Genomic DNA, 26,063 nt, shown 5'->3' on the forward strand with positions numbered 1-26,063 from the left:
GTTTGTCCGGTGGTAGCCGGGAATGTTAGTTGATAATTTAAATTATATTAGTTTTTTGGGTTCTGTTTGCCAATTGTCTTTATTATACATTACGCCTGATATTGATATACTTGCGGATACTCCGTTCGGCCCGGCGAGGTTTTGGGCTCACCGCATGCTCATCATCGTGCCTTTCGTACTCGCCAAGGATATTGAAGTTATGGGTGTACTTAAGGATTTGCCTTATGGAAGCGTCATATTGTTTTTGCTCCTCCCATTCTATGTCTACATAAAAATTGTACTCGTTGCGCTTGCCCAAAATTGGCATCGACTGAATTTTGCTCATATTTACGCCTTCTTCGGCAAAAATATTAAGCACTTTAGCTAATGCACCAACTTTGTTACTCACCTGGAAGCATAAAGAAGCTTTGTTAGCCGGTTTCTTCTCGATATTATCATGATGGGTAAGGATCAGAAAACGGGTAAAGTTTCTTTTGTTCGATTCGATTCGACGCTCCAAAACATCCAGGCCGTAAAGTTTCGCGGCTAAGGAATTTGCAATAGCAACCGTATCTGTTAGTTGCTCATCCCTGATGCGTTTAGCACAGGCTGCAGTATCACTGCTCTCCACAATTTTGAGGTGCGGATATTCGTCAAAAAAATCAACACACTGGCGTAAGGCAATGGGGTGGGAGGTTACATATTTAATATCCTCGAATTTTACTCCGGGCAAAGCCATCAGGTGCAGCTGGATGGGCAGGTAAATTTCACCAACTACGGGAAAGCCATAATCAAGCAATAAGGTATAGTTTGGCAGGATGCTGCCGGCAATGCTGTTTTCGATAGCCATTACCACATAATCGGCCTCACGGTTTTTTAAACTTTCAAACGTTTGTTTGAAAGAGTTGCATTCAATGGTCTCGGTGTTTTCGCCGAAGTATTTCAATGCAGCTTCTTCGTGAAAAGAGGCCCGGATACCCTGAATTGCGACTTTTGGTTGTTCTATTTTCATAAACCTGCTTAAAGCAAAAAGTCCCGGCTGGTAGGCCGGGACTTTTTAGTTTCTTTATATGTTTGTTTTGTACATATTAGTCCCGGCTCTCACTGGTAAAGTAAAAGTAGTAGCCAAAGAAGTATGCACCTGTTAATTTCATTTGTTGTTTTTTTATTACGACGTAAATGTACGGTAAAAAAAGAGTTTGTCAATAGAAAATTTTATTTTTTGTAAAAAATAATAGATCAACCAAATTAAATTCTGTATTAGGCGCTTTGGGAGCGTTTGAAAAGAGAATTTGGGGGATAGATTATCTTTATTCCCAAATTTTCCGGAAACTTCTGAATGAGATCCATATCATGGATTAACATTTTAGGTTGTATAAATTCTCCGTTTTTGAACCTGATTTGTACGTTACCCATATTCCGGTCGCTCATCGCTGTTCTATGAGCAAGTTCTGCTACGTCGGCTTTATTGTACTCTTTAATGTGTTTTTCGTCAACCCCGTAACAGAATATGTGATTGCCACGTGATATTCGCAAATACTGATTACGGCCTTTTACCGCTACAGAAGCTACACTGCCAATAAATATCCCCAGTCCAAGAATTAATAAAAGAAGCGCTATGGGATACGAACCACCGCCAATATGAAGTATGCTTGCACAAAATACTGAAATGGCAAATAATAGGTATATTGAGAAAAAAGCTGCAAGAACAAATATTCTCACCGGGTTAACTCTATAGATAAAGTCAGTGGTTATGAAATGTGGTTGATTCCCGATATTAAAGAAGTGTTTTTCAAATGAACTTAGATTGAGTGTCTGTTCAAAAAAGTCTTTTACCAGATTGCAAGCCTTATCAATGGTGGAGGCATGATATTCATATAAATGATTACCGTTATCAAGATAATAAACGCAGAATTTACTATTAAAGTAAAGGCCAAGCTTGAGGTAGTTCAGGTTATTATCCTGTATAACTACCGATGGCCCGGTTAACTGGATATCAGTTAATGCGCGTTCAGTGTCCCATGGGAAATCCTTAATGAGTTGAATGGTATCATCAAGGCTACGGGGCTGTTGTTCAGAATATTCGCCTTTTTCGTAAGTATTATGCTGTAGTTTGGATATTAATTGCAACATGGTTTAGCGCGACACAAAAGTGTCACGCCAAATATAATGTTGTTATGCGGCAGTTTCGTGTTTTTTATGAGCCTCTTCCATTTTCTTATATTCCCGTTGCAGCACACGCGCAGTTTGGCTACTACCGTCATGGCTCCATCCCGGTGGGTAAATAAAGTACCCGATTTTTGATTTAAGGTCAGGCGCATTCTTTACATCGTGCAGCAATGCCTTCCACTCATGGAATAAAACATTTACGGGGCCCATATCTTCGGGTTGTTTGGTTAAGCCGTATTTAACAGGCTCCGGTAAATCCTCATCCCGGAAAGTACCAAACAACCTGTCCCAGATAATAAGCATCATGCCCATGTTTTTGTCGAGATAGGGAATGTTTGAGGCATGATGCACCCTGTGATGAGCAGGTGTAACAAAAATCCATCCATACCACTTTGGCAGCGGGATCTTGTACTGCGTATGTACCAGGTTGCCGTAAAGCTGCGTTATCAAATAAGCGTATAGAATATCTAAAGCGGTAAAACCCATTACGGCCAAAGGCAAATAAAAGAACACCCTGTAAAGAGGTTCAAAAACGGTAGAGCGGAAGCCTGTTGTAAAATTGAAATGTTCGGATGAGTGATGGGTAACATGCATAGCCCAAAACATACGGCAATAATGGCCGGTGTAATGCAGCACCCAATATAAAAAGTCCTGTACAACAACCAGCACAAACCAGTACCAAAAAATATTCCGGATTTCAAAAAGCCCGTAATGCTGGTAGGTATAATCCAATATAAAGAATGTAAATACCTTAACACAAAGGTTGGTAACAACAGCCAGCGAGGTAAGATAAATATTGGTCAGTGTGTCGCGCGTTTCATAATACTTACGATCTTCCCAGTAACTTAAAGCCATTTCAACCAGGGTTAAAACAACCAATAAGCCCATTAAAACAAGGGCCGCCTGATTTCGCGGATCTATATGCTGCAGCATGTTACAAGTTAATGTAGTATCTCAAACTTTCACAAAGTTCGTTGGCTGTACATACGTTGTCAATACTAAACTGACCTATGTGTGTCAGTAAGGTGCAATTAATTTCGTCGCCCACGTTCTTTTTATCCTTTTTCATATTCAGGAACAACTCATCGAAGCTTTCTTCCTTAATAGTATATTTAGGGTAAAGATCGGTTAATACCTTAACAATTTCATGAAGTTCATCTGAAGATAGGCCCGTCTTTTTATGTGCAAGGTACGATTCGCAAATCATGCCGATAGCTACAGCTTCTCCGTGCGAAAGGCTGTTTTCATCATGCAATAACGAATAGGTTTCAACCGCGTGTCCGATGGTATGCCCGAAATTAAGTGCCTTGCGGATGCCTTTCTCGTGCGGGTCCTCAATAGTGATTTTATTCTTGATTTCTACGGAGCGGTGAACAAGTTCAACCGAAGGATTTTTCAGATCGCTGTTTTTAAGTTGATTCCAATAATTGCAATCAACAATTAAACCATGTTTAAGCATTTCGGCCAAACCCGAAAGGATCTGGCGAGGCGGAAGGCTTTGTAAAAACTCGTGCGCTATAAACACAGCTTTAGGCATAGTAAATGTCCCGATAATATTTTTTATGCCGTCAACATCGATACCTGTTTTGCCGCCCACAGAGGCATCAACCTGTGAAAGGAGGGTAGTTGGCACCTGTACAAAATCTATCCCTCTTTTATAGGTAGAAGCGGCAAAGCCTCCCATGTCTGTAATAACACCTCCACCTAAGTTAATCATAAGGCTTTTACGATCGGCACCAAAGTCAATCAGCATTTTCCAAACGCCCACACAAAAATCAATGTTTTTGCTTTCCTCGCCCGACGAAACCTCGATCAGGTCGTAATTATTAAAATCTTTAAGTTTGCTGGTAAGTAAGGGCAGGCAGTGTTCGCCTGTATTTTCGTCGGTTAAAATAAAGAATTTTGAATAGTTGCCTTTTTTAACAAAATCAACTAATTTATCAAGGCTATTATCAAAATAAACCGAGTAATTATCGCTTAAAATAGTGTTCATTATTATATGACTATAATTTTATTTCTATCGAACTCAACCGTGTCACCTCTTTTTACTTTGAGGCGTTTTCTGTAGTCAACTACACCATTGTACTTCACGAGGCCTTCAGTTACAACTATTTGCGCCTCGCCGCCGGTTTGCACTAAGTTCGCAGCCTTGAGTAGCTGGATCATGGGGATAAAGTCCCCTTCTAACTTAAATTCGATCATGGGATGGCAAAAATAAACTATTCATGCAATTATGAGTTATCATTTTATAATTTTGCAGATGACCTCTTTTGAAACTAACAATAATCAAGGACGAAACACGCCCTCGTTCGAAAATACAGAAATAGCTTTTCGCCATTCATCAAATACCGATCTTAACCGGGCCTACTGGCTGTTCAGGATGATCAATGTTAACTTTTTGGTAAAGATAGGCCCGCCAGTTACCAATTTTGCCATGAAGATTGGTTTGCCGATAAAGAATATTATCAAAGCTACCATATTTAAACATTTTTGCGGCGGTGAAACCATTGCCGAATGTGATAATACCATTAAAAATCTTTACAGCGGCAGGGTGGGTACCATTTTGGACTACTCGGTAGAAGGTGAAGAGGAAGAAACCGTATTTGATAATACCCGCGATGAAATTATCCGTACCATTGACCGCGCCGCCAAAGATAAAGCCATCCCCCTTACCGTATTTAAAGTAACTGGTGTAGGCCGCTTTGGCCTACTTGAAAAATTGGATGCGCGCCTTAAACTAAACGATACTGAGGAAGAGGAGTGGAGACGTGTACAAGCCCGGGTATTGGCCATTTGTGACAAAGCGTTCAAAAACAACGTACCTGTAATGATAGATGCCGAAGAAAGCTGGATCCAAGATACCATTGATCTTTTGGCGCTTACCATGATGACTCAGTTTAACAAGCAAAGGCCGATAGTTTATAATACCTATCAAATGTACAGGCATGATAAACTGGCCTCGATGTTAAATGATCATGCCATTGCTCAAAGCGAAGGCTTTATATTGGGAGCAAAAATAGTACGCGGTGCTTACATGGAAAAAGAACGTAAACGTGCTGAAGAAAAGGGTTACCCATCGCCAATTCAGCCCGATAAAAAATCTGCTGATCTTGATTATGATTCGGCGCTTGATTATTGTACCAGTCATATCAATGAAATAGCTTTTATTGCAGGTACACATAATGAAGAAAGCTGCCGTTTGCTGGCCGAATTACTGGACAATAAAGGCATTGATCATAAGCATCCACATGTTTATTTTTCGCAATTGCTGGGCATGAGCGATAACTTAAGCTTTAACCTCGCCCATGCCGATTATAATGTGGCCAAATATGTGCCTTATGGACCGGTGAAGGCTGTACTGCCATATTTATTTCGCCGTGCACAGGAAAATACGGCTATAGCCGGGCAAATGAGCCGCGAGTTAAGTTTAATAACAAAAGAAAGAAAGCGCCGAAGCGCTAACTTATAAAACTACCATACAAAGAGGGCATTTATTAAATTAATTGCTCTCTTTTTGCAAAGGACTGTATGGTATCTGGAGCTGTCATTAGAAAGGTTTGGATACCCAACTTTTTTGCGACCTCCAAATGCTGCGGACTATCGTCAATAAATAAGGTTTCTTCGGATATTAAATTATTTTCCTTAAGTACCTGTTCAAAAATGGCAGGCTCTGGCTTGCGTTTGCCTGTAAGGTGCGAGTAATATGTTTTTTCGAACAGGTGATCGTTTCCGTCAAAACCGAAATCGGTTTTAAGATAGTTCATGATATAATCGTAATGGATAGCGTTAATATTACTAAGCAAAAAAGTACGGTATTTGTCTTTCAGCTTTAACAGTAATTCGTGATTTCCTTCGGCAATTCCGACCAGGATACTGTTCCATGCGGCATCAATCTGATCATCCGTAAGGGATAGGTTGTTTGTTTTTTCCCTTACGTAATCCCTGAATTGTGCTGCGGTAACCTCGCCACGATCAAATTTATCAAAAATTTCATCTTGAGTTTTGTGGCCAAAAAACGCTTCGGGGTTACTTATACCTAATTGATTCCATGATTGTTGAACCCGGAGAAAGTCGATACTGAAAATAACGTTACCGTAATCGAAGATGATATTTTTAATATTTTCCATAAAAAGAGTTTGAGATATGGCCGCAAATATGTAAAATTGCACCCGCAAACAAAAACAAAATAACCGCGCCTATAGCTCAGTCGGTTAGAGTAGAAGACTCATAATCTTTTGGTCCCTGGTTCGAGCCCAGGTGGGCGCACATCGTTTAAAACCCGCTTTTTACATACGTAGAGCGGGTTTTTTCATTTTGCACAAGCGGGTTAGGATCACCTGCGGCACCGTCACTGTTACATAGTTGTTACGGGATTTACATAGTTTTTTGTTGAACTTGACGCTTCCATGTAACAAATACGTAACAGGGTTTTGCGTCATAATTGGATGAAATTATGGCTACGACCGTAAGTGCAAAGATTTATGAGCACCACGAAAAGGCCGACGGCACTTTCAATGTAAAGTATGTCGTCTACCACAAAGGGGAAAGAAAATTTATCGACTCTCCCCATTTTGTTTCCCGGAGACAGATCAATAAGGATTACGAAATCAAGGATAAAGTAATTCTTAAATGGATCGATGAGCAACTTGATGATTATCGCCTGTTCATCAGCAGCCTGAAGCATCAGATTGAGTTTCTTTCCTGCGAACAACTTCGGGATTATGTGAGGGACAGTGACCGAGAGATCGATATTGTTGAATTTGCAAATTCTCATATCGAGTTTTTAAAAAGTGAGGAGCAAAATCGGGAACCCTATTCCCGGACTTTTCGCAAGATCAAAAATAGTCTCATTGATTATTTCGGGCGTGACCAAATCTCTGTTAATGAGATTCATGCCAATATGCTTTATGACTATGAGCGCTTTTTAAAAAAATCCAGGGTACAAACTCGAATTAATCAATTGGGTAAGGAAGTCACGACAATGGAAAAGGCCTTATCAAAGGGCGGCCTCCAAGCCCACATGAGGGATCTCAGGACTTTGTTTAACGAAGCCAGGAATAAACACAACAATGAAAATATCGGCCTGATAAAGATCAAACATTATCCTTTTAAACAATATAAAGTTGGAGCACCGCCGCCATCCCGTAAAAGAAACATAGACATTGAATTAATTCGGGAAATACGTGATTGTAAGGTTCCGGAAGGTACCAGGATTGAATTAGCAAGGGATCTGTTTATGTTGTCTTTCTATTTATGTGGGACTAATGCGGTCGACTTCTATCACGCTACGACTGCAAGTATAGTAAAGGGACGTTTTGAATATAATAGATCTAAAACCGAAAGCCGAAGACAAGATCAGGCCTTTATTAGTATTAGCATCCCTGAAGATGCAAAACCTCTCCTTGAAAAATATCTTGGCAAACTCAATTTGCGCTATGGTGCTTACGATTACCTGGATTGGGCATTACATAAAGGAATGAAAGGGTTAAGAGAAATTGTCGGACACGCTGAGTTAACACTTTATTGGGCAAGGCATTCTTTCGGAACACTTGCAAGAAATAAATGTCGGATGAGTGTTGATGACGTTGCAGTCGCACTTAACCATATCGATAACGGCCATAAGACAACCGATATTTATATCGATAAGGATTGGTCAATTGTCGATGATGTTCAATGCCAGGTTATACAATTGATAAAACAGCCTGTTTATGACCCGCCAGCTTTTCATATTGACCCTACGGAATCACGCCGGTCGATGCGGGTGATCAGTGCCTGAAAGTCTAAGTTAAGTGATAAATTACTGGTACGATTTGTACCAGTAATTTTAATTTTGTATCTTTATGTAAATTAAAGATCGGACGCATTATGAATAGTATTAAATTACATGAAAGTCAAGCTGATAAAAGTCGAAACAGCCGAAGAAGTTAAAGCCCTTATTAAAGAGGGAAAAGCAAAAGAGTTGCCATCCATGCAAGATGGATGGAGGTTTAATTTTGAAAAGCTGATTAAGAAATTGAAAAACGCCACCGGGTATTTACTCGTAACTGAGGAAACACCCGATATTATTGAGGGGGCGTTGATTTTTCAGTTGGTCGATAAGGTAATGCCCTACATGGCATACCTGGAGGTTGCACCCCATAATCGAAGCAATCCTAAGAAATATGAGCAGGTAGCCGGCTGTTTAATCGCATACGCCTTCCAACAAAGTGTTATCCAGGGAAAGGGCGATTATAACAGTATGCTGCAATTCGACGTACTGGAAGAGAAAAAAGAAGATGCTATTAAACTGATGGCTGTGTATTCAGGTAAATACAATGCCAAACGTTGGGACGATACTACTATGGTCATTATGGATGAGGATGGCGAATCCTTAGTGACAAAATACTTGATATTAGATACTACTGAAAAAGATACTACTGATGATGGAAAGGAAAAAGAAAAACCTGACACAAACGACAATACAGCCGAACAATAATATTGTCGAGGTAACCATCGGGCCGATAGATGGCCATGATCGGACTAAAGCCAAAGCTGCGAAGATTGCAGCTTTGGCAAAAGCCCATAATGCTAACCGTTCGCCTGCGAGATTAAGGCGCAATGCTATGCTCGCAGTTCTATATCGAATGGAGCTGTATATCCAGGATAATGAAATTACAGTTGATAACCTTTGTAAGGTTGAAGACTTTGTTAAAGAGTTTTTAACCGTGCTGAGTATTAACAAAACGGCATTTGCCCGTTTTATTGACATGGATGTTTCCAATTTGAACAAATATTATTCAAGTGAAAGGCGGTTTAATTCAGAGCTTGCGTTAAAGTTTGGGCATTTTTTTCATACACCTGCCAATATCTGGCTTCAGATTCAATCCAAAAATGAAATATTGATCTTACAGCATGAGGAGCAGGCAGGTGATAAATATCGGAAATACGATTACGAGAAATTATTGCAGATTGCGTAAGTAATAAGTATAGCAAAGGGAGTTTTAAGCTCCCTTTATTGTTTTAAATTTGAAATGTACTATTGGTTTGGAATTTCATTGATTAGCCAATGTTACTGGATCTCAATTCCTAATCTCTCCTGATATTTCGCATTCTGGTGAAATTTATTTTTAGGTAGTACCGAAAATCTCCTGAATACATAGACCCTAAAAATCTCACTTTTGGCAGCATGACGCTGGAAAATCTTGTTTTGTTGTTGCATAGTGCATTAGTAAATAGTGAATCATCAATTATCCAAAACCAGAGGATATTCTCCGGACAATTAACCAAAACAGAAGCTTACAAACGATATGGACGCAGCAATGTTGACCGCTGGGTTAAAGAAGGATTGTTAAAAATTACCAATAGGAAAATTGATCGTACTTCCATTGAGGCAATCGCCGCTTCCAGTAATCGGAGATCTTATTTGCCTACATTGGAGAGACAATGAGGCTTGGCAAAATTTTAAAATAGCGGCAGAAGAGAATTTTCGGGTTCATTACCCGCTTCCGCTACATGGAAACTTCAATTATAATATTACAGCATATAGCAAATGAGTCGACAAAATTAGGGGCTATCTCGGCACTCATTAAAACAGGACACCTTAAACCCTATATTAATAAGTCGCAGGCCTTTTCAATTTACGGTCGCACGCGTGTTGAACGATGGTTGAATGCAGGGTATATTCAATTTATCAAAGATGGTGATCATTCGGCAGCCTGGCGTCTTGACCGATTATTACTGGAAATCATTGATAAAGCTGAAGCATTATTAGTATATGTTTAAAGTCTGTTTATTTAGCGGCTTGTAAACTCAGTGTATTGAAAATATAGCCTCTTTAATAACCAGTTATGTCAGTAGCATGAGTGGAAATTTATCTTCCGATTGATCGTTGGTTATATGTTTGATTGATAGATGATTATATTCTAAATGGAAGAAATTTAAATTTTTTGTTAAAAAATCTTCCATTTAGAATTGCATTTTTAAATTCTAATTAGCTATTTTTGTTAGTAATTGGAAGAGGCGATGTTAATTACTGTCGAAATTCTTCCAATACTCAACTTAACTATGGACGCATCATTCAAAGACCTTTCAAATGATTTTATTCAATTAGCCAGAACAGCTCTGACGGGTAGGCAGCAAGACGTTCAACTGTTAATTCATCGGGCTTCTAAAAAATTTAAATCGGTCAATCCTGACTTGACAGATGCATTGATTGCTTTGTTAAAAGAATCCCCGACAAGAACAACTCCACTGAGAAAACATGCAGAAACGCCGCTACCGGTTGACCTCGATTCTCGTTTACAGTTACTTCGGTTAGAGAGTAGTGCGCCAGATCATGAGCCAATATTAGCCGAAAGAATCCAAGCTGGCTTAAGCCAAGTGGTTTCAGAGCGAAAAAACACAACGGCTCTTTTGAAACATGGCCTCGCTCCAACAAAGTCTGTATTATTTAATGGGCCTCCTGGAGTAGGCAAAACCATGGCCGCAAAATGGATTGCCGCTAAATTGAACAAACCACTTCTGATATTAGACCTTGCTGCGGTTATGAGTAGCTTTTTGGGCAGAACTGGTAATAACATCCGCTTTGTTTTAGATTATGCAAAGAACACCGACTGTGTATTGTTGCTTGATGAATTGGATGCGATAGCTAAGCGCAGGGATGATAGTACCGAGATCGGTGAATTGAAACGTTTGGTAACCGTTTTATTGCAGGAGATTGACGACTGGCCAGCTTCCGGACTTTTAATTGCAGCAACGAATCACCCTGATCTTTTGGATCCTGCTGTCTGGAGGAGATTTGAAATGGTTCTCAACTTTACCAACCCGACAACAGCGCAAATTGAACAGCAGGTAGATAGTCTTTTATGCGGGCACTTGGAGCAAACTGGAGAATGGAGTAAAATTTTATCCTATGTATTCGCTGGAGCTTCTTTTAGTGAAATAGAAAGGCAGATCAATCAATTAAGAAAAGCAGCTGCTATTGAGGATGCTTCCCTGGATACAAAACTGGAGCAACTTGTCACATTGGGGAGCGATATGACAAAAGAACAAAAGATCGATCTTGCCCGTGCTTTATATGATAGTGGTGTTGTATCACAACGTAGGGCGCAGCAACTTACTGGGGTTGCCAGGGAGACGATCAGGAAAAATGTAAAAAAGATTAAAATTTAATAGTAAATATTATGGCAAAGATCAATTTTCTTTTGGGCAAGGGTGAGCGTTTAACGGAAGATGTAAAGGTGATAAGCGGTGGTGGTCCCAAAGCTGCACCATATACTTTTTCAGAGGCGAAGAGTCGTCTCCAGCCCATGTTGTTGCAAGTTGCCGAAAAGATTGCAGATCTGCCAGATGATGCTTGCCCAAACGATTACGCTGTGGCAACCATTACTTTGAATCCGGAGTACATAGCCAAATCTTATCATCCAGCAGAATTGCTTCGGGCTGTCGGTCTTGAAGCCGTGGGTAGTAAACCAAGGCAAGTAATACCTGCTAAACGTAGCAAGGGTAGAGAGCCGGAAAATGCATTAACGACCGAGCTTTTCGTGTATGGTAAACGGCAGGCTTTCCGCAAATGGGCTACCGAGTTCTCAGGATGGAGCGAATACCAAGATGGTGCTGCACAAATCGTAGAGATTGAGGAAATATCTTTTCCCGAACCTTCAGGAAAAATCAAAGATTTTGAAGATGATGGCAATAAAATTGTTTTTGAGGTCGTGTTACACATGAACGAAGCCATATCAGAAAGCTTTCAATTGGCTAACTTCAGGAAATACTTAAATACACTAAATATCAATCCTGGTTTTGAACGGAGGTTTTATGCGGGTGGATTATGTTTTTTGGAGATCGAGACATCTGCTGTTTTGGCTGAACAGGTAGCGGAATATAGCTTGATCCGCGTAATGAGAAAGATGCCTGAGTTGCGTTTGCTCCGGCCTACTATCCGATCTGCCGGTACCGAGAAACGTGTGTCCATCAACTTACCCGAAGTAGGGCCGGTAGATGCTAATATCAAGGTCGCTATATTTGATGGTGGTATACCCCCAGATCATGAGCTTTGCGAATGGGCGACGCCTTATGAATATCCTGGCATGCTTCCCGCATCGGATGAATTACTGGCGCACGGTGTTGGCGTAACTTCCGCTTTTCTTTTTGGTCACATTGACCCTAAAAGCGCACTATCACAGCCTTACTCGTATGTAGATCATTACCGTGTGTTGGATGATACTCCAGGCCAAAACCCATATGAGTTATATGAGGTACTTAATCGTATAGAAAATATTCTGACAACCAATCGTTATGAATTTATAAACCTGAGTTTAGGTCCATGCGTACCAATAGACGATGACGAAGTGCATGCCTGGACGGCAGTGCTGGATGCTTATCTTGCAGATGGAGAAACATTGGCAACGATTGCGGTTGGCAACGATGGCGAAGGAGATCCGTTGATACGTGCCAATAGAGTTCAAGTACCTTCAGATTGTGTAAATGCCATTGCTGTAGGTGCCTGTGATGTGCCCGATGCCAATTGGCAGCGTGCGCCATATAGTTCAGTTGGCCCAGGTAGAAGTCCCGGATTAATCAAGCCTGACTTGGTTGATTTTGGAGGCTCGATACAAAGGCCATTCCTAACATTAGATCATATTGACGGCTCAAAACTAACACCTACCGGCGGAACAAGTTTCTCCTCTCCAGCCACTTTGCGTTTGGGTGCAGGAGTTAGGGCTCATTTTGGCAACTCATTGAATGCACTGGCAATCAAGACCTTGTTGATCCATTCCGCTGAACGAGCTGATCTGCCTATGTTTGAGGTTGGGTGGGGACGTATTGCTCGCCAGTTGGACGATATCGTTGTTTGTGAAGATCATGTGATGCGTGTTGTGTTTCAAGGAAGCATAAATGCATCAAAATATGTGCGAGTACCTATACCATTGCCACCTGGTGTATTATCTGGTATGGTTAATATAAAAGCTACCCTTTGCTATGCCACTGATGTAGATCCACATCATCCTGGTAATTATACACGTAGTGGTTTAGAAGTAACATTTCGACCAAACAAGGATACTCGGCGTAAAGTTAACAAGGGGGAAAATGAACCGATGCATGCTATAAGTAAAACTTTTTTTGGCAACGCTTCAAAAGCAGCGCAGACTGAAGACGAATTACGCAGAGATGCCTGGAAATGGGAGAATTGCGTACATGCAGTTAATAAATTCCGGGGCAGTAGCCTTAATGAGCCAGTATTTGATATTCATTATAATGCGAGAGCGGAAGGTCATAATGATACGAAGAACCAGCAATTACAATATGCTTTGGTAATTACTGTCGAAGCGCCTAAAGTCACAGATTTGTATGACCAGGTTGTTCGAAGATATGCGACACAATTGGAACAATTGCAGCCAGTGATTGATATACCATTAAAAGTTAGGAGGCCTTAGCTTGGGAAGCAGTTGTTATCGATTACCGCTCGTCGGTGATTTAATGCTGGTAATATAGGAATCGCCTTTTCCAATTTAAATCCGCAACTATATAATTATCTTCGATGAAGCAATCGAATTAGTAATGACCTTAGCGATACAAACACAACACTCCGAACCCTTACTAAGTGATAATGTGCTCAAGTACCTTATACCCGCATGCGTAACCTTGTTTGTCTTTGGGCTGGGCATATTTGCGACTTGGTTCAAACTTAACTTAGAACGGAGACGACAATATCGACAATTGAAAGCCTTATTCTATACTTGGGTACCCAACTTCTCAGCTCCAGTCGAAGCCTTTGCTTTATCTTGTGCTGACTTGTCGGCACGACTAATTGCATCCGAACGTCTTGCTGCGGAAGCCTTTGGATTTTTGTCGTTGAACACTGATAAGTTAGCAGCAATTGATATTCATCAACTTGTGAAAGCTTTTATTTATAATAGTACCGGCGAAGAGGCCAGTAATAATGAACAATTGTTTTATCTAACAAGTAATCTGGATTATCTCCACAGGCTTGGCCCCGAGATTGAAGCAAAATATCAAGAGCACTATGCGAAAGCAAATAACCTTATGAATGACTGGAATACCGCATTCATGACGCTCACAAAAAATACAACTGCATTATTCAGTGAACTAACAATTAAGAGTCAACAACGTCAAACCCTGGAAAATCAACTACGTGATAATGCTGCAGCTTGGCTATTGATTTCGGCTCAAAATCCTCAAAATACTACATTAATATATAACAATCTGATCATACCGAACACGACAGCTTTGAACCAATATTTTCAAACTGCTCCCTCACAAGACACTCAGGTTAATGACCTCATGGCTGCTATCAGCGTAATTTCGGTAATCTATATGCAATGGCGAGCGAGCCATGAAGGATATGCTACCGTCTTTAATAATTATGCAGGGAAACTCCGGGATACATACAAGCGGTTGCAAGCAGCTGTAGATCACTTTCAAAAAAATACCGCTATCAAACCTATTTGCGATTGATATTCAGTGATTTTAACTATTATTTATTTTGTAAGTTATCCAACTTTCTAAGTTGGTCCCGAAATCTTAAAGATGCTTTTAAACTCCCATATATTTTTAAAATTAAAAATAGCAGAAGGATAGTTACCAAAAAACAAACTGTTATCCTTTGCCATAATGGATCTTTAGACTTTTTCTTTTTGATCCTTCTTATGGTCAGGCCATGTTGCTCACCTAATTTTTTTGACTCATTATAAGTTTTTATTCTTTTCCTTTTCTTTTTTCTCATTAACGATAAGCCAAGGTTCTCCCAGTAGAAATCAATGGTTTCGAATTAAATTTCAGGAAATATTTGTATTACATGATGTAATAAATTTCCGGCTGTGACGGTTGAACAGAAGCAGCGGGTTGTCCAATCATTTCCCGCAAATTGCCCTCAATAGTTCTGCTCAACGTTGTCATTGGGGTATCGGTCGGTTTATTTTCAAAAGGGTCCTGCATAAGGATCGCAGTACGTTCGATGGCAATGAATAATACTGGAATGGCAAAAGTGAGACAGATCTCTATAAATTTTGATTTATCCTCAAGTCCGAATGGAAGCAAAGTCATGAGCACATAAATTAGAAAATGGATCATTACGCTATAGGATCTCGGGAAAACAGTATTTTTAAGTCTTTCACATTTACCCATTCCATCACATAGTCGTGCTATGGTCGAATCAATTTGAACTTGCTTATTGGCATTAATGTTGAACTTTTCAGATGCATTAGCCAACAAATCAGCATGTTTATCCAGCAAATGATTTGGCAGGTTATTCGTTTTAACCTGGTTAACCGTTACATATTCAGCCACTGGTCCGGTAAAGGGGACTTTCCGAAGATTTTCAGTCAGTGCAAAACACCATAATATTTGTTGCTCTGCAAGTTTTGCCACCAATTCTTCACCATCTTTGGTTTTAGGAAAAAATTGTTTTGCCTGCCTGATCAGTGTGCGGCTATCATTTACTATACCTCCCCATATTATTCTCGCTTCCCACCATAACTGATATGATTGAGACGTACGGAATGCAAGTAGCAATGATAATAAGGTTCCCACAAAGGCAGAGACGGCCAGTGGAATAGAAACTTCTTTCAATAACCAGTAATGATCGAACGTGCCAGCCAAAATCGCATAAGCGGCAACAGCAATGATGTCATATTTGATCAGGTTCAAAAAATAGGTGATCGAGATTCTTTTTTTTAATAGCATGGTAGATTAAAGTTTTAATTAAATTGAAAGTAATTTAACAATAATTATTTTTCACCCGAAGCAAATGTCCGGTCAACAGCGCTGCATAAAAGATGACCGATCAATATATGCATCTCCTGTACCCTGGCAGTAATATCGCTATTTACATTTAAGGTAATATCACAAACAACGGATATCATGCCACCGTTGGCACCCGAAAGACCTATCAAGCGGCATCCCCGGTTCTTGGCTTCTAATAAACCAGAAACAACATTCTCGCTATTCCCGCTTGTTGAAATTCCTATCACTAAATCACCGGGCTGCGCCAGTGCTTCAACTTGCCTGGAGAAAACTGCCGGGAAACCATAATCATTGCCTATCGCGGTTAGAGCTGATGTATCGGTAGTCAAAGCGATTGCAGGTAAACCCCGCCGCTCTTTTACATAGCGTCCCGTGAATTCAGCCGCGATATGTTGTGCATCGCTTGCGCTACCTCCATTACCAAAGAGCAGTAATTTTTTTCCGTTCTTAATGGTTTCAATAATCAATTCCGCAGCTTTTTCAAGCTTATTTAAAAACTCAGGATTTTTTAGCGTTCCAGCCGCCTCCAGGTGTTCCTGAATTTCGGCCTTCATGTGTTGGTGATTTTCCATAAGTAAGCTTTATTTGGTGGTTATTTTTGAACAATGCCTGCGATAACATTAATACTCAGCGCTACAATAATTGTGTTAAAGGAAAATGCCAGTAACCCGTGCAAAAGGGCAAGCCGGCGAATACGCCGGGAAGTTACTTGTACATCAGATACCTGGAAGGTCATACCGATCACAAAAGAGAAATAGGCAAAATCCAGATAATCAGGTTTTGGCTCATTCGGAAACTCTAAACCTCCTGGCTTAAATGCTTTGTTGTCCGAACCATCTTCTACATCACAGTAGTAAAAGTGGGCATAACGAAAAGTAAAAATGGTGTGAACTAATATCCACGAAGTAACAACGCAGGCTAATGACAAAAGCACATGAAAGGTTAGTTGTCGCAGATCGTTCTCTGTACCATTTTTTAATAATAATACAATGGCAAATAAACTCGCTACAGATGCAAATATGGCAAATAGGAAAACGAGGGTTTTACTCGAATCCTGGGCATGTGCATCATGGTGCATGGTAGACGGGTGAACTTTAAAGATCGTCAACGCAGAAAGTGTCAGTGATACCAGCGAATATGTCAGCCAGGTTAATAAGTACTGGTTCGAGATGGATACTGCCCCACGAATAGCAATCCAGCATATTGCTGCCAAAGTCAGCGCTACATATAATTTGTGGTGGGCATCGAGCCGGGTAATATTTAATTTTATTGGTTTGGTCATTATTTTAATTGATGTGGTAATAATTTAATCGTCATCCCGATGGCCGCTGAAAGATTGGTAGGGTATAATAATTGGTCTCCTTGCAATTTAAGATCGCTAAGGCCGGTAGAAGCATAAAGGGATAAGCGGTTGCTTAATGACAGGTTATAATTCAAACCGCCAATCAGGTAATTAGAGCTTCCTTTTAATGCTTTAGCAGGCTGATGGAATCTGAAGAAATTGACACCCAGGTATGGTGTTAAAATCAATGCATCAGGCGCTCGCTTGTTATGAATATCATAGGCTAAATGCAGACCGTACTGCCTATAATATGTATTATTCGTCCCGAAATTCTTTGCAGCTTCTGCTTGCAAAAACCATTCCCGGTGTAACCGCACAGAAACGCCGAACTGCAAGCCGTAATTAATCCACGATAGGCGGCCGTCAGACTTCATTGTTGTTCTAACCGGAAATGCATTTAAAGCATAGGAAATACGGAAACGTTCTTCCCGTAAAGTATCTGCTGATTGATGTTTTGCGGGATATTTTGTATGATCATTGGCTTGCGCCTGGGCATTTAAAGAAAAGCCAAGGAACACGAGCAAAATAAATGGGCTTACCCCGCCCCATAGCCTGGCTATGGGGTTCCGGGGATCTGCCTGGGGTCTAAACGTATGTGTTACCATTGACGGTGGTATTATCTTTCATATTTTGATTTCAACTGTACGATCATTTGCTGCTGCATCTTTAGACGCTGCCATACCTGGTCTTTTTCTTTAGTTGAGAGACCTACCTGCAAAAAACCGGCATTGATCTGGTTCAAGTTTTCAAATACCTGAATCATCACCCACAGGTACAATCTTTCCCGATCCAAACCTTTGGGTTGCTGATACCTACTAAAATTTCGCATTGCAGCATCAACGGTCCGCTGAAACAAATCGGGTATTGGGGTGACAGTTTGTTTGCAGGACGAAGGAAAAAGATCCGCCCGAAGCTGGTATTGTAATTGAACCATAGCTCGCGTAAATCCTGAATTTCCTGTACCGCTCTGTATTGCCGATTCCGTCATCGTAATCTTTAAAGCCCGGTCATAAATGGATCTGGTGATTTTAAAGTAGTAGCTACGTGCGTTGTTAGGTGAAAATTTCAGCACCGAATCTGCTGTTCGCTGAATTTGTGTCAGGTAGTCCGGCAATGCTTTTTTGGACGTTAGGGGTTGCGCCAGCAAAGGATGGACTTCTAAAAACACAATGAGGAGGAACATTAATACAGTTTGGCAAACGTTGCTTGATTTAATTTGATTGATCTCCATCGGAAAAGTCGTTTTGTACCTGGTCTGTAAGCCATGATTTTAATTGACTGATATTCCTTTGTTTTACAGGTTCCCAATGCTTCTTCGCGTGAGCGGTAAAATAGGTATGATCGCTCAAGAATTGCAGATTTTGACGAACCCAATCCGAATTGCTATATTCTTTATCTAATACATTCGCCCATTCCACTCGGAGGCGTTCAGAATGAATCGCAAAATCAGGGAGTGCCAGATGACGCATGTCTGCATCACACATAATCGCCTGGAAATGGGTTTTAGGCTCTTGTGGCATCTGTGTGGCCCGTATACATTCATTAACTGGGTTAATGAACAAATCTTTTTTGCCCATACTCCGCAGAAAATCACCGGCAATTGTCATGCTAATTGCTTCATGCCCCTGATAGGTATAACAATATCCGCTATCATGAAACCAGGCCGAAACCATTAATATTTCCTGTTCCCATTCATTGAGGTGCATTTCGGTGCATAGATCATTCACTGCAGCTACCATCAGCTGGGTATGATCGAGATTATGATAGACCATGCCGACAGCCAGCTTTTGTCCTAAAAGATTGATTATATATTCTTCAGTTTTTTTGATGAGTTCATTCATGGATGCATTGTGTTTAGTGTGCGGATGTCATTAAAAAGTACATAGCCGGATAATAAAAGGATTATCACTAATCCGCTGAGGGAGAAAAAGGCCCAAAATGTCCGGCTGACAGGTTTACGGGTAAATCCCTCGTAAATGAGTAATAACAAGATCCCGCCGTCCATCGGTGGTAGCGGAATTACATTGAACAGTGCAAGCGCAGTGGAAAGAAGTGCTACAAGCTCCCAAAACCTTTTGGGTTCAAAATTTCCGCTGAAAAGTGTGGCGATACGTACGGGTCCTACAAGTCCTTCGTTGGCTTTTACCTCACCTGATACCAGTTGGCTTAATCCGCTGGAGTTTTCAGATATGGTGTTCCAAACTTTATTAGTCCCTGCGGAGAGGGATTGACTTAATGTAATCCTTTGGGGTTTTACCAGAGGCAGTTTGTTATCCACGCTAAAGCCGATATGGCCGTCTTTTTCCTGATGGGCCAGCATAGTGCTGGTTTTGCCGTCATGAATAACCGTCAGATAAAGCTGCCGCTGTTTATTCTCCTTTAATCGAATGATAAAATCATTATATGATTGTACGTAATCCCCATTAAGAGCGACGATATGCGATTTTTTAAAAGTCTGATTGTGGCGCAGATCGATGTTCGTGTAAATAGAATCTACCTGAAATCCTGCTTTTATCGAAAAAAATTGAGTTAACCCTTTATCTGCGACAAGCTGCATGATCTTTGGCGAGACGGCAACGTGCATGTGTATTTTTTCCTTGCCTTTATGACGGACAATGGATAAAACAGTATTACCTCTCATCAGGTGTGTACTCAGCAACTCGTCTTCATATAGAGAAGAGTCGGCATTGATCGATGTAACTTCATCGCCTGGCTGTAAACCGGCCTGTAACCCTAACTCACCGGGAAGTATGATTAAATCCCGGCCAATAGCAGTGACCTGGTTCCGGCCATAATAAAGAAAAATCCCGCAGTAAATAATCAGCGCCAGACAGAGGTTCATTGCGATGCCGGCAGACATAACGATCAGGCGCTGCCAAACTGGTTTATCTCCATACAGCTGACCTTGTGGAACCTCCGCATCTTCATCGGCCTCATCCTCATCCACGGCTGTAAGACTTCCGGCCATCCGAACGTAACCGCCAAAAGGCAGCCAGCCTATACCAAACTCCGTTCCCTTATAATTGTATCGATACAATCGCTTATCGAAAGCATCGAAGAAAAGGTAAAACTTTTTGATCCTGATACCGAAAGCTCTGGCCGCAAGAAAATGCCCCAGCTCGTGGATGAAGACGAGCAGGCTCAGCCCAGCCAGAAATTGCGTGATCATGATCAGGATGCTCATAGGAGATTGCCAGTTTGTGTTAATTGAATTGCTCCATTAATTTGCTGGCTCACATCGGTTAACGACCGGATCAAAATTCCATCGTAATAGCCTTGTGCCTTACCGCAGGTTAAATGGATGAATAATTCATTATTTTGAAGGAATCGCGGCATGAAAGGTGCCACCTCTGCCCGTAACAAATTAGTCAGCGCTAATAAGCGTCCCGGGTGTAACAGGAAGATGGATACCTCGGAGGCATACTCACCCAAGCTATCTTCCGAAATACTACGGAGGGTCTTCAGATCTTTGAGGGCAACAAGGGCCATTTCAGGTGTGTTATTATTAACCGGTTGAAACCCTCGGTCGATACCCATTCCATTGAAATCATCCACCAATAACCGGTACCGGTAACTCACCTTGACAGATTGGGGCCATAACTCAACAATGATTGGTGAATAAGGAACCAGGGCATAGCAGTTCAGCCCCAGTGAAAGTTTGCGCGCCAGCGTCAGGTAAACCTGCAATTGCAGGTTACTATCCGTTATAGTCCGGTTATCCGGGTTGACTTTAATATGCAGGAATTGGTAGGTACCAGCTTCCTGGGTTACTTTAAACGGAAAATCCATATTTACCCCTCCAAATCTAAAAACCACTGTTGAGCTTGTTTTACAGCCTCTTTCTCCCTGGTACTTCCTTCAGGGATGTCGTCTTCTTTCAAATTAGCCTCGATCTCCAGCACCTTCGCTTTTACTTCAGGCTCCAGGTCTCTAAGTGGTGTTTGCTCGTTTTTTGATTGATCTTGTTCCATAAGTTTTTATAAGATTATGCCCAGAATCAGAAAGATCAGGAACCCGGCAAAAAACAATGCTGTATAAACAGGCGAATCCTTTTCCTCATGCGCTTCAACCAAAAGTTCCTCGGTCACCAAATACATTAGTGCCGCAGCTCCGAACGAAAGGATAAATTCCATCACCTGATCAGGCGCATTATGTAATAAGAATAATCCGGCTACAGCTCCAATCAAGAATACAATTCCGAGGCCTATCAATACCTGGTACATTTTTCCCCGACTTACTTCCGATGATCGTATAGTACTAATGACTGCGATACCTAATGAAAAACATTCCAGCGCCAGCGCGAATGCCAGCAACGTTCCTTCTTTTTGTCCGGCAGCGAATCCTATGCCCAGTAAAATTCCATCGATGAGCAAGTCGATACCAATTGCGCTAAGCGCTGCCCATGGTAGTTTTCCCGGCTTATCTTTGTCAACAGCCGCTTCTTCCATTTTTTCAGTTACCTGCTTGACGATCAGCATCGATGCAATACCAAATACGAACCCAACCACAATCAGCAAAGGGTCATGTATCTTGATCATATCCGGCAGCAACTCTACAGCTACGACCGAGAAAACTACACCTGCCGCGAAATGCAACGTCATACTTTTAAAGGCGCTGCTGGCTGTACGGAAGATGCCCAGTATTCCGCCCGCGATCAGGAGGACAACAGGGATTAAGGTAAACAGGATCTCTTTTTCTAATTGGTTCATAATTTTATATACTTATATAATTCCGGAAACTGTTCTTCACTGGCCAGGGTAACCCTGACGTAGGTAATACCCGCTGCGCCAGCGGCAATTGCTAAAGCAATTATTATTTGTAACGGGAAAAACTTTTTTTCCATTATGGCGGCCAGGTTAAGCCCAAGGCTGCAAAGGGTCAGCATCACCTTTACCATCCAATGCCGTTTACGTAAGCAGAAATAAGCCAACAGGCACATACCCGTTACGACAGCCCCGCTAACAAAGAGAATTTGACAACTTTCATAGGGTTTGGGATGCACAAAGTTGATCGACCTGCCGCAAAGTGCTGGCCAGAACCAACGCAAAGCCTGGTTAAACAAAAGCAAAACTGCCGTGAGCAGCATTCCAAATAAGGAAAACCTGTTTAACCAAAACATAAACCGTACGCGCTCTTTGTATAGGAACATCAGTATAACTGCACACCAATATGGAATCCAATAGGGCGTATTAATAAAAAGGGGTGCCATATTCCGAACTTGCTGCCATCTGATTTGCTGTACTGTTTTTTCGAGCCAGCCGTTTACTGCCCCGAGGTTTACATGGAAAACCGTAAAAAGCACAGAAATTAAAAAACAGCTCATAGCCCCGATGGTAGCCAAGCAAACGATCTGAAATGTTCTTGAATTATATTTACTGAACTTCATTTGCTAAAAAATTCAAGGTAAATCAAAAAAAAAGCGCCCACCGTCATCACCAGCAAACAAAGTGTTCCCAAAATATTGGACAATGTTTTATTGGTGTACTCGCCCATAATGTTTTTGTTATTGGCAATATGCATTACTATACCAATAATTACAGGGCAGGTGACACCGTAAAGAATTGCTGTGTAAAGCAAGGCATCTACCGGGTTGATGCCGAAATAATTAATACCCAGTCCCAACAATACCGAAATGATCAGTATCACATAAAAGGCTTTTGCCTGATGAAATTTCTTGTCAAGACTGCCTTTTAAACCGAAAGTTTCCGTGACGATATAAGAAAGCGATCCGCTTAAGACAGGAATAGCAAGAAAACCGGTTCCGATGATACCTACTGCAAATAACAGATACGACAGCCTTCCGGCAACGGGCGCTAATGCTTTAGCGGCTTGTTCAACGGTATCAATATTTCTTACCCCATGCGAATAAAGCGCGGTACCTGTTGCCAGGATCGTGAAAAACATAATCAGGTTGGATAAGAACATACCGAGATTTACATCGATGCTCATTTTTTGGATAAGCAAACCAAGTAATTTTCGCTCCCGCTTCACACCATTATCAGGATGGGCATCACTCAGCGTTAGCCTTCGTTTGTTGACGATCAATTGCCGTTTTACAGTTTTTACGTCCTCGGCCTCCATTGCCGTCTGCCAGAAAAAGAGATAAGGGGAAATAGTAGTGCCCAGTATCGCAACCAGCACGCCGATAAAATCCTTGTCCCACCGAAACGTAGGTATAATCGTTTGTTTTAGCACTTGCCACCAATCTGGTTTTGTAAAAAAAGGCACCGCGATGTAAAGCAGCAGTGTAAGGCACAGGTATTTTAATACTGCAACGAACTTTTGGTATGGCAGATAAACGATAAAAAAGAGCAGAAGACCAGTAAAGAGAATACTGAAATAAATGGCAGGCACCGATGGGACAAGCAAATTTGCTACAGCACCCATTGCGGCAATATCCGCTCCGATGTTTAGGATTATCGCAGGTACACTAAAAATCACCATCAGGTACAAAACCGGCTTACCATAATGAGCCTTTAGTGTTGTGGTCAAACCCGAGGAAGTAATCAGACCGATCCTGGCGCACATTTCCTGGATCGCTGCCATCAGAGGAAAAGTAATGACGACAGTCCATAAGGTTGTTAAACCATATTTTGCACCGGCCTGCGAATAGGTAGCTATTCCCGAAGGGTCGTCATCACTTGCCCCGGTCACGATACCTGGCCCCAGTGCTCCAAAAAACTTCCTTATCTTTTTAAACATCTTATTTCTTTTTTCCTTTTGCCGAATTATTATGACCACTATCGTAAGCCAGCAAGCGAAGAGCGTTAAAAACTACCAGGAGTGTAGATCCCTCATGGGCAACAACCGCCGGGCCGATGGATGCAATTCCTAATATGGTCAGCGGAATCAGTACAGCGACCATACCCAGACTGATACACAGGTTTTGCTTTATAATACCCCTTGATTTACGGCTAAGGCCAATCGCGAATGGCAGGCTTTCGAGTTTGTCACCCATTAAAGCAATATCTGCGGTTTCCAATGCTACATCAGAACCTGCTGCACCCATTGCTATGCCCACCGTACTTTTAGCCATGGCCGGAGCATCATTAACGCCGTCACCAACCATCGCCACTTTTTTCTCTGATTTATCGAGTTTTTGAACAGCTGCAACCTTATCTTCCGGCATCAGGTTACCCCAGGCATTGGTTACCCCAACTTCTTTAGCAACGGCCTCTGCCACCTGCTGGTTATCACCGGTTAGCATCACCATTTTTTTAATGCCCAGTTCTTTTAATTGGCTGATCACATTTTTGGCTTCTTTTCTCGGGGTATCCATCAATGCGATAATTCCCAGGAACTCTTTGCCAGATTTTACCGTCATGGTAGTATTACCACCTTTTTCCAGTACTTCAACCTGCTTCATCAATTCCTCGGGCATCGTTTTTCCGAATAGGGCCAGATTACCGATCAATACTTCATGATTGCCGACCTTTGCCTGAACACCTTTGCCAACGATACCTTTTACACTGCTGGCATCTGGAATCTTGTGGTTTTTCTTAAGCCGCTCCATACCGCCCTTAACGATTGCCTCGGCCAGGGGGTGATCACTCAGGCGCTCCACCGCGATAGCAGTTTCCAGAAGTTCTTCTTCTGTGGCCCCTTCAAAAGGAATGACCTGCGTAAGTTTGGGTTTCCCTTCGGTCAGCGTACCTGTTTTATCGAACGCGATGGCTTGCAGTTCTCCCAAATCTTCCAGCGGACGTCCGCCTTTGATCAACACCCCTCCGCGCGCGGCACGGGCTACTCCGCTTAACACGGCACTTGGCGTACTAATTGCCAAAGCGCAGGGACTCGCTGCAACGAGCACAGACATAGCCCGGTAAAAGCTTTTGCTGAAAGGTTCATCGATGACCAGGAAAGCAAAACACAAGGCTGTTACCAGTACCAATACAGCAGGAACAAAATATTTCTCGAACTTATCTGTGAACAACTGAGTAGGGGATTTCTGCTTTTCCGCCTCATTCACCATTTTTACCAGGCGACTGATGGTTGAATCCTTTGCTTCACGGATCACTTTTACCTCTAATGCTGAACCACCATTGATGGTGCCGGCGAATACGCGGTACTCTGGTTTGATTGATTTCTCTGAACTGTAATCTTTATCAGCATCACTCACTGGACGCTTTTCTACCGGCACGCTTTCTCCGGTGATCGGTGCCTGGTTAACGCTGCCTTCACCTTTGATTACGACACCATCGGCTGGGATTTTGCTGTTCGGTTTGATCAAAATGATCTCGCCCAATTGCAGGTCTCCTATAAGAATTTCGGTTTGTTTCCCGTCTTTGATAACAAGGGCGGTTGGCGGTGCCAAACTGGTGAGCGCTTCTATGGATTTCCGGGCTTTGCCCATGGCATAATGTTCCAATGAATGGCCCAGGCTAAATAAAAAGAGAAGTAATGCGCCTTCCAGCCAGGAACCAAGAATTGCAGCACCGACTGCTGCCACCAGCATCAGGAAATCAATCTCAAAGCCACCGTTCAATACGGTTTCTACAGCTTCTTTAGCTGTAAAATATCCGCCGAAGAAATACGCGATGATGTAACAGGAAAGACTTATCCAATCCGGCAGGCTCTTAATGAAATGTAATCCCCAGCCTGTACCCAGCGCCACACCGCAAAGGATCGCGAAGATCAGCTCGGTGTTTTTTCCAAAAACACCACCATGTTCATGATCATGGCCTTCTTCATGTTCATGGTCTTTCTCGTTATGCTTATGACCCTTTTTTTCCTCTTTATCCTCTGGCCGACTGATATCTACCCTCGGAGTTTCGTGCTTGTGGCCATTTCGCTGGGCCGCATTTTTGCTTTCCTGTTTTTTCATCGTTTT

General features: G+C 41.8%; 29 protein-coding genes and 1 tRNA gene. 10 read left to right on the plus strand and 20 right to left on the minus strand.

The window, feature by feature from the left end; genetic code table 11:
- Nucleotides 1-82: 82 nt before the first annotated feature.
- The 5 genes from DIU38_RS09085 to DIU38_RS09105 all read right to left on the minus strand — a co-directional run bounded on the left by DIU38_RS09085 (nt 83) and on the right by DIU38_RS09105 (nt 4,350).
- Entirely contained in the window at nt 83-991 is a 909-nt protein-coding gene (locus tag DIU38_RS09085; RefSeq protein ID WP_090525832.1) for a prephenate dehydratase, read from the minus strand.
- Nucleotides 992-1,239: 248 nt separating this feature from the next.
- The gene (locus DIU38_RS09090; protein ID WP_112652518.1) at nt 1,240-2,112 is read right to left on the minus strand and encodes a hypothetical protein; all 873 of its coding nucleotides are present in this window, start codon (nt 2,110-2,112) and stop codon (nt 1,240-1,242) included.
- 42 nt (nt 2,113-2,154) lie between these two features.
- Complete coding sequence (locus DIU38_RS09095) at nt 2,155-3,081, minus strand: sterol desaturase family protein (protein ID WP_112652517.1); 927 nt, start codon at nt 3,079-3,081, stop codon at nt 2,155-2,157.
- 1 nt (nt 3,082) lies between these two features.
- A complete protein-coding gene (gene aroB / locus DIU38_RS09100) occupies nt 3,083-4,141 on the minus strand; it encodes a 3-dehydroquinate synthase (protein WP_112652516.1) in 1,059 nt (352 codons plus the stop codon).
- 2 nt (nt 4,142-4,143) lie between these two features.
- Nucleotides 4,144-4,350 carry an RNA-binding S4 domain-containing protein gene (locus DIU38_RS09105; RefSeq protein WP_112652515.1) on the minus strand — a complete coding sequence of 69 codons (207 nt, stop codon included), beginning with the start codon at nt 4,348-4,350 and terminating at the stop codon, nt 4,144-4,146.
- A 58-nt stretch (nt 4,351-4,408) separates the two neighbouring features.
- Between DIU38_RS09105 and DIU38_RS09110 the strand changes: the two genes are divergently transcribed.
- A complete protein-coding gene (locus tag DIU38_RS09110) occupies nt 4,409-5,617 on the plus strand; it encodes a proline dehydrogenase family protein (RefSeq protein ID WP_112652514.1) in 1,209 nt (402 codons plus the stop codon).
- Between the two features lie 25 nt (nt 5,618-5,642).
- On the opposite strand, the gene DIU38_RS09115 is transcribed toward DIU38_RS09110, so the two are convergent.
- On the minus strand, nt 5,643-6,275 hold the full coding sequence (locus DIU38_RS09115) for an HAD family hydrolase (protein WP_208057546.1): 633 nt from the start codon (nt 6,273-6,275) through the stop codon (nt 5,643-5,645).
- Nucleotides 6,276-6,340: 65 nt separating this feature from the next.
- Here DIU38_RS09115 and DIU38_RS09120 point away from each other — a divergent pair.
- The 9 genes from DIU38_RS09120 (at nt 6,341) to DIU38_RS09160 (ending at nt 14,604) form a co-directional block, all read left to right on the plus strand.
- Nucleotides 6,341-6,414, plus strand: a tRNA-Ile gene (locus tag DIU38_RS09120).
- Between the two features lie 187 nt (nt 6,415-6,601).
- Complete coding sequence (locus DIU38_RS09125; RefSeq protein WP_112652513.1) at nt 6,602-7,924, plus strand: phage integrase SAM-like domain-containing protein; 1,323 nt, start codon at nt 6,602-6,604, stop codon at nt 7,922-7,924.
- Between the two features lie 108 nt (nt 7,925-8,032).
- Nucleotides 8,033-8,623 (plus strand): hypothetical protein, encoded by a 591-nt coding sequence (locus DIU38_RS09130; protein WP_208057544.1) that lies wholly within the window; start codon nt 8,033-8,035, stop codon nt 8,621-8,623.
- Nucleotides 8,568-9,104: a helix-turn-helix transcriptional regulator gene (locus tag DIU38_RS09135; protein ID WP_146750383.1), complete on the plus strand. Its 537-nt coding sequence runs from the start codon at nt 8,568-8,570 to the stop codon at nt 9,102-9,104. The genes DIU38_RS09130 and DIU38_RS09135 overlap by 56 nt, the downstream gene beginning before the upstream one ends.
- 209 nt (nt 9,105-9,313) lie before the next feature.
- The gene (locus DIU38_RS09140) at nt 9,314-9,574 is read left to right on the plus strand and encodes a hypothetical protein (RefSeq protein WP_146750382.1); all 261 of its coding nucleotides are present in this window, start codon (nt 9,314-9,316) and stop codon (nt 9,572-9,574) included.
- Nucleotides 9,575-9,639: 65 nt separating this feature from the next.
- Entirely contained in the window at nt 9,640-9,909 is a 270-nt protein-coding gene (locus DIU38_RS09145) for a hypothetical protein (protein WP_112652511.1), read from the plus strand.
- Nucleotides 9,910-10,191: 282 nt separating this feature from the next.
- Nucleotides 10,192-11,298 (plus strand): AAA family ATPase, encoded by a 1,107-nt coding sequence (locus tag DIU38_RS09150; protein WP_112652555.1) that lies wholly within the window; start codon nt 10,192-10,194, stop codon nt 11,296-11,298.
- 11 nt (nt 11,299-11,309) lie between these two features.
- Complete coding sequence (locus DIU38_RS09155; protein ID WP_112652510.1) at nt 11,310-13,562, plus strand: S8 family peptidase; 2,253 nt, start codon at nt 11,310-11,312, stop codon at nt 13,560-13,562.
- A gap of 283 nt (nt 13,563-13,845) precedes the next feature.
- Nucleotides 13,846-14,604, plus strand: a complete 759-nt coding sequence (locus tag DIU38_RS09160; RefSeq protein WP_146752287.1) for a hypothetical protein — start codon at nt 13,846-13,848, stop codon at nt 14,602-14,604.
- A 19-nt stretch (nt 14,605-14,623) separates the two neighbouring features.
- Here DIU38_RS09160 and DIU38_RS09165 read toward each other — a convergent pair whose 3' ends face one another.
- The 14 genes from DIU38_RS09165 to DIU38_RS09230 form a co-directional block, all read right to left on the minus strand.
- Nucleotides 14,624-14,872, minus strand: a complete 249-nt coding sequence (locus DIU38_RS09165) for a hypothetical protein (RefSeq protein ID WP_112652508.1) — start codon at nt 14,870-14,872, stop codon at nt 14,624-14,626.
- A 68-nt stretch (nt 14,873-14,940) separates the two neighbouring features.
- Nucleotides 14,941-15,831, minus strand: coding sequence for a bestrophin family protein (locus tag DIU38_RS09170; protein ID WP_112652507.1), 891 nt, complete (start codon nt 15,829-15,831; stop codon nt 14,941-14,943).
- Between the two features lie 44 nt (nt 15,832-15,875).
- Entirely contained in the window at nt 15,876-16,463 is a 588-nt protein-coding gene (locus DIU38_RS09175; protein ID WP_208057542.1) for a D-sedoheptulose 7-phosphate isomerase, read from the minus strand.
- Nucleotides 16,464-16,483: 20 nt separating this feature from the next.
- A complete protein-coding gene (locus DIU38_RS09180; protein ID WP_167516126.1) occupies nt 16,484-17,173 on the minus strand; it encodes a DUF1345 domain-containing protein in 690 nt (229 codons plus the stop codon).
- The gene (locus tag DIU38_RS09185) at nt 17,173-17,751 is read right to left on the minus strand and encodes a hypothetical protein (RefSeq protein ID WP_112683110.1); all 579 of its coding nucleotides are present in this window, start codon (nt 17,749-17,751) and stop codon (nt 17,173-17,175) included. The genes DIU38_RS09180 and DIU38_RS09185 overlap by 1 nt, the downstream gene beginning before the upstream one ends.
- Before the next feature lie 98 nt (nt 17,752-17,849).
- Nucleotides 17,850-18,464, minus strand: coding sequence for a hypothetical protein (locus DIU38_RS09190; RefSeq protein ID WP_112652505.1), 615 nt, complete (start codon nt 18,462-18,464; stop codon nt 17,850-17,852).
- The gene (locus DIU38_RS09195; RefSeq protein ID WP_112652504.1) at nt 18,445-19,074 is read right to left on the minus strand and encodes an HD domain-containing protein; all 630 of its coding nucleotides are present in this window, start codon (nt 19,072-19,074) and stop codon (nt 18,445-18,447) included. The genes DIU38_RS09190 and DIU38_RS09195 overlap by 20 nt, the downstream gene beginning before the upstream one ends.
- A complete protein-coding gene (gene rseP / locus DIU38_RS09200; RefSeq protein ID WP_112652503.1) occupies nt 19,071-20,417 on the minus strand; it encodes an RIP metalloprotease RseP in 1,347 nt (448 codons plus the stop codon). The genes DIU38_RS09195 and rseP overlap by 4 nt, the downstream gene beginning before the upstream one ends.
- A complete protein-coding gene (locus DIU38_RS09205; RefSeq protein WP_112652502.1) occupies nt 20,414-21,022 on the minus strand; it encodes a hypothetical protein in 609 nt (202 codons plus the stop codon). Before DIU38_RS09205 ends, rseP begins: the two co-directional genes overlap by 4 nt.
- Before the next feature lie 2 nt (nt 21,023-21,024).
- Nucleotides 21,025-21,204, minus strand: a complete 180-nt coding sequence (locus DIU38_RS09210) for a hypothetical protein (RefSeq protein ID WP_112652501.1) — start codon at nt 21,202-21,204, stop codon at nt 21,025-21,027.
- 6 nt (nt 21,205-21,210) lie between these two features.
- Entirely contained in the window at nt 21,211-21,942 is a 732-nt protein-coding gene (locus tag DIU38_RS09215) for a ZIP family metal transporter (protein ID WP_112652500.1), read from the minus strand.
- Nucleotides 21,939-22,556 (minus strand): hypothetical protein, encoded by a 618-nt coding sequence (locus DIU38_RS09220; protein WP_146750381.1) that lies wholly within the window; start codon nt 22,554-22,556, stop codon nt 21,939-21,941. The genes DIU38_RS09215 and DIU38_RS09220 overlap by 4 nt, the downstream gene beginning before the upstream one ends.
- A gap of 59 nt (nt 22,557-22,615) precedes the next feature.
- On the minus strand, nt 22,616-23,935 hold the full coding sequence (locus DIU38_RS09225) for an Nramp family divalent metal transporter (protein ID WP_112652498.1): 1,320 nt from the start codon (nt 23,933-23,935) through the stop codon (nt 22,616-22,618).
- 1 nt (nt 23,936) lies between these two features.
- Entirely contained in the window at nt 23,937-26,057 is a 2,121-nt protein-coding gene (locus tag DIU38_RS09230; RefSeq protein ID WP_112652497.1) for a heavy metal translocating P-type ATPase, read from the minus strand.
- Between the last annotated feature and the right edge of the window lie 6 nt (nt 26,058-26,063).

Source organism: Mucilaginibacter metallidurans (genome assembly GCF_003286435.2).
In the GTDB taxonomy this organism is placed as follows: Bacteria; Bacteroidota; Bacteroidia; order Sphingobacteriales; family Sphingobacteriaceae; genus Mucilaginibacter; species Mucilaginibacter gossypii.